General features: G+C 68.6%; 3 protein-coding genes and 1 riboswitch. Of the genes, 2 read left to right on the top strand and 1 reads right to left on the bottom strand.

Going from position 1 to position 3,817, the window contains the following annotated elements; translation table 11 throughout:
* Positions 1-328 (top strand): PEP-CTERM sorting domain-containing protein (locus PKC53_RS16630; protein WP_324430628.1); only part of this gene is annotated, 328 nt, incomplete at its 5' end.
* Positions 329-642: 314 nt separating this feature from the next.
* Complete coding sequence (locus PKC53_RS16625) at positions 643-1,374, top strand: VPLPA-CTERM sorting domain-containing protein (RefSeq protein ID WP_324430626.1); 732 nt, start codon at positions 643-645, stop codon at positions 1,372-1,374.
* A 237-nt stretch (positions 1,375-1,611) separates the two neighbouring features.
* Here PKC53_RS16625 and PKC53_RS16620 read toward each other — a convergent pair whose 3' ends face one another.
* Positions 1,612-3,465, bottom strand: coding sequence for a S8 family serine peptidase (locus tag PKC53_RS16620; protein ID WP_324430624.1), 1,854 nt, complete (start codon positions 3,463-3,465; stop codon positions 1,612-1,614).
* A 155-nt stretch (positions 3,466-3,620) separates the two neighbouring features.
* Positions 3,621-3,707, bottom strand: a riboswitch (cyclic di-GMP riboswitch).
* Positions 3,708-3,817 lie beyond the last annotated feature (110 nt).

The raw sequence follows: 3,817 nt of genomic DNA, 5'->3' as shown, positions 1-3,817 counted from the left end.
GGGCGTGAACGTCAACGGTTGCGCCGATCGCGTCATCGCGAACTGGCTCGCGACGTCCGACAGCTTCGAGGTCAACAACGATGTCACGATCGATACGTATTCGCTGAACATCATCGGCTTCTCGCTCGACCCCAACGGTGTGAGCCCGTTCACGTCGTTCTGGACGGCCGAGAACAAGTCGAACGTGGCGTATCTGGTGGGCAACGTGGCGCTGAAGAGCGACCTGCTGCCGCCTGAGCAAGTGCCCGAGCCGGCAACGCTGGCGCTGGTCGGCCTGGGCCTGCTGGGCGCGGCCGCGGCGCGGCGCCGCAAGTCGGCACGCGGCTGAATCCGGGCGGCGCAGCCCGGGGCAGACCCTCGACGAGCCCGCAGGCGGCGACGCCTGCGGGCCGTTTCGTTTGGCTCGCATCGTCGTGCGACGTGGCGCGCCCAGACCTCCGCCCGGGTGCGGCAGGCGCGGCGGGCACACCGTCGGGGAATTTGCCAGCGGTTCGATGCGGTCTGAAAAGCATCAATGCCGACAACGACTTAGAGGCTGGCATCGTTCCTGCTTGGGATTGCATCAAGAGCCACGGGCGCGTGCATCGAGCGGCCCGCGGAACCCGAATCAGTTCATTCACATCGCCTGGAGTCAACGTGCACGTGACCAAGATCATCCCCGTCGTCGCATTCGCGGCGTCGGCGCTCGCCGTGGGTGCGGCGCACGCCGGCAACGTCACCCTCACCGGTTTCGCGTGGGGCTCGCAGCAGGTCACCGCGAAGAACGTCAGCCCGGGCTCGCCCACGTTCGGGGCGAGCACCGTCAATGCCGGCGCGTTCACGGGGAGCACCAGCGGGTTCGCGGATGGCTTCAACGGCGCGCTGATCACGTACTGCGTGGAGTACGTCGAGACCTTCTCGTTCTCGTCGATGAGCGGCTACGAGGTCGTCGCAGGTGATGACTACGTACATTGGGGCGGCAATGCATCCGCGATTGCCTGGCGGGTGGGCTCGCTGATGACCTATCTCGGCACCCTGGCCGACCCGGTCGACACGGCCTTCGAGTCGGCCGCGGCGCAGTTGGCGATCTGGGAGATCATCTACGAGAAGCCGGTCGACGAGGATCTGAGCCTCGTCGACGGCAACTTCCTCGAGTCGAAGTCCGGCAACGATTCGCTGCGCGAAAAGGCCGATGCCTACCTGGCGGGTTCCGAGGGCGGCGATAACGCGTTCGACGTCTACGTGCTCACCAAGGATGCGAGCCAGGACTTCCTGCTGCTGCGAGATCGCCTGCCCCCGAGCGAAGTGCCGCTGCCCGGCAGCCTCGCGCTGCTCGCCGGTGGCCTTGGCGTCATGGGCCTGGCGACGCGTCGCCGCCGCGGCACCGGGGCCTGAGCCGGGCAGCGCTCGGCCTCGAAGGCGCCGCGGGTCACGGCAGACCGCGGCGCCTGATGGGGTGGCCTTCGCCCCGACGACGACGTGCGATGCGGCGGCCGCGAGCGCGTCACCCGCTGCTGCTGCCCGCTGCCGCCGCTACGTGCCGAGAGCCGTGCGGCCACTACCGCACGGCGGCGGTCTGCAGGCCGTGCAAGGCCCGCCGCGCGGGTGACGGTGCCCGCCCGAGATGTTGCACTACTTGCGCGTCACCTTGATCGACGTCGACGACGCGTTGCCGGCCGCGTCGACGGCATCGAGCCGGAAGGTGTAGGTGCCCGGTGCGAGTTTGCGTGCGTCCCAGTTGGCGGCCACCTTGCCGGTGCCGCTGCTCGAGCGTTTCTTGACGCCGTCGATGTACAGCGACATCGAGATGCCGCCGACGCCGCTGTCGTCGGTCGCCACCCCTTCGACCTTGTAGACGTTGGACCCGAACACCTGGCCGTCGCTGGGGCGCTTGAACGCCAGCACGGGGGGCGCCTGGTCGCCGTCGGGTGCGGGGGGCGTGCCAGCAGAGGCATTGGCCACGTTCACGGCGACGACGGCCGAATCGCTGCAGTTGCCCGCCGCGTCGCACGCCCGCGCGACCAGATTGGCCATGCCGTTGGCGACCGTCGTCGTGTCCCAGCTGAAGCTGAACGGCGCGCTGTTGTCGGTGCCGATCCGGCTGCCGTTGACAAAGAGCTCCACCTTTGCCACGCCGACGTTGTCGCTGGCCGAGACGTTGACGCTGGACAGGCCACCGACCGTCGAACTGGCTGCGGGAGACGTGAGGGTCACCGTGGGCGCCATGGTGTCGGCGGTCGGCGTGTTCGACGAGCCGAGCGCCGCGTAGACCGCCGCCGCCGCATCGATGCGGCCGTAACCGAATTGCGGATCCCGCCCGCCGGTGCCGAGGTCCACGGCCGTGTCGTACAGAATGCTCTGGACTTCGTTGCTGCCCAGTTTGGGGTTCGCGGACATCACGAGGGCCGCGGTGGCCGCCGTGATCGGTGCCGCGAACGAGGTGCCGGACACCGAAGCGTACTTCTGTCCCATCGCGGTGCTGTAGATGCCCGATCCGGGCGCCGCGAGGTGTACGTGGTTGCCGAAGTTGGACCAGCTCGTCTTCGCGTCCTTGCTGTCGGTCGCCGACACGACGACCAGCGACGAGGTGGTAGACTCCATCGGATCGGTGCCGCTGTTGCCGGCGCTCACGAAAACCAGGCCGCCCTTGTCCTTCATGTACTGCGCGGCGCTGCGGATCGTCGTGTAGCCGCTGGCGGCGAAGCTGACGTTCGCAATGCGTGCGCCGCGGTCGGCCGCGTACATGATCCCCTCGACGAGCGCGCTCAGCGACGCGTAGCCGTTGGTGCCGGTGACGCGGATCGGCATGATGCGCGCCGCGCCTGCGACCGAGGCCACGCCGGTGCCGTTGTTCAGCGTTGCCGCCGCAGCGCCGGCGACCTTCGTGCCGTGCCCGTAGACGTCGGCCGTGTTTGTGTTGCGGTCGTAGAAGTTGTAGCCGGCCACCAGCCGGTCCTTCAGGTCGGGGTGACTCGCCTCGACCCCGGAGTCGAGCACCGCGATCGTGACCCCCGCACCTTTGGTCACGCCCCAGACTTCCGCCGCGCCGATCTTCGGCAGGTGCCACTGGCTGCCGAGGAAAGGGTCGTTGCTGCTGTCGGGCGGGATCAACGTGTCGAGCTCGGCCGCCTCGATGTTCGGATCGTTCCTCAGCCGCTGCAGCACGTTGCTCTCGCGCACATGGGCCGGCAGTTCGATCAGGTGCAGCCTGCTGGCGCCCATGCGCCTGCGCTTGCCGCCTTCCTTGCCAGTGATGCCGTCGAGCTGGTGGTCCGGCAGCCCCGGCTTGGGCACGACCACGAGGCGGCCCTTCAGCCACGGCCCCTCGGCCGACCGTTCGGGCGGCGCGGCGCCGGCCGTCGAGGCGGCGAACAGCAGGGATGCCGCCAGCGCCGGCGTGATCAGGCCGGCAGCCAGGGGGGCGGCCAGCGCGTGCGCCGCGCTGCGCACCGGGCGGCGAGCGGTTCGGGGTGTGTGAGTCGGCACGATTGAGCTCCGTTAAGCCGTGGGCGCACTGCAACCCCACGCACGGCGGCACCGGATTCGAGTGCGACTTCGCTGTGCCCGATCACCGGGGTGGTCGGCAACAACTCGGCGATCGCGCTGGCCTCGAAACGCAGGATCGGTTCGAGGCCGCTGAATCTGGCAGTCCTGCCGTCCTGGGGCCTGGGCCCGTTAGACCGTTGACTTTGCGTCTCCCACTTTCGCGGGATTTGCCCTTTTCAGATTGCGAAAAGAGTTACTGCGATGGCGACAATGCTAGGGCTTCGGGCACCTGCGTGCCGCGAACTGCCGGTAAGTTTGGGTAACAAGCAGGCTGGGTGCGTTTCGGCGCGTG

This window comes from Azohydromonas sp., from assembly GCF_035325925.1.
Classification (GTDB): domain Bacteria; phylum Pseudomonadota; class Gammaproteobacteria; order Burkholderiales; family Burkholderiaceae_C; genus Calidifontimicrobium.
The sequence above is the reverse complement of the archived record's forward strand: the minus strand, read 5'-3'. Positions and strand labels throughout refer to the sequence as shown.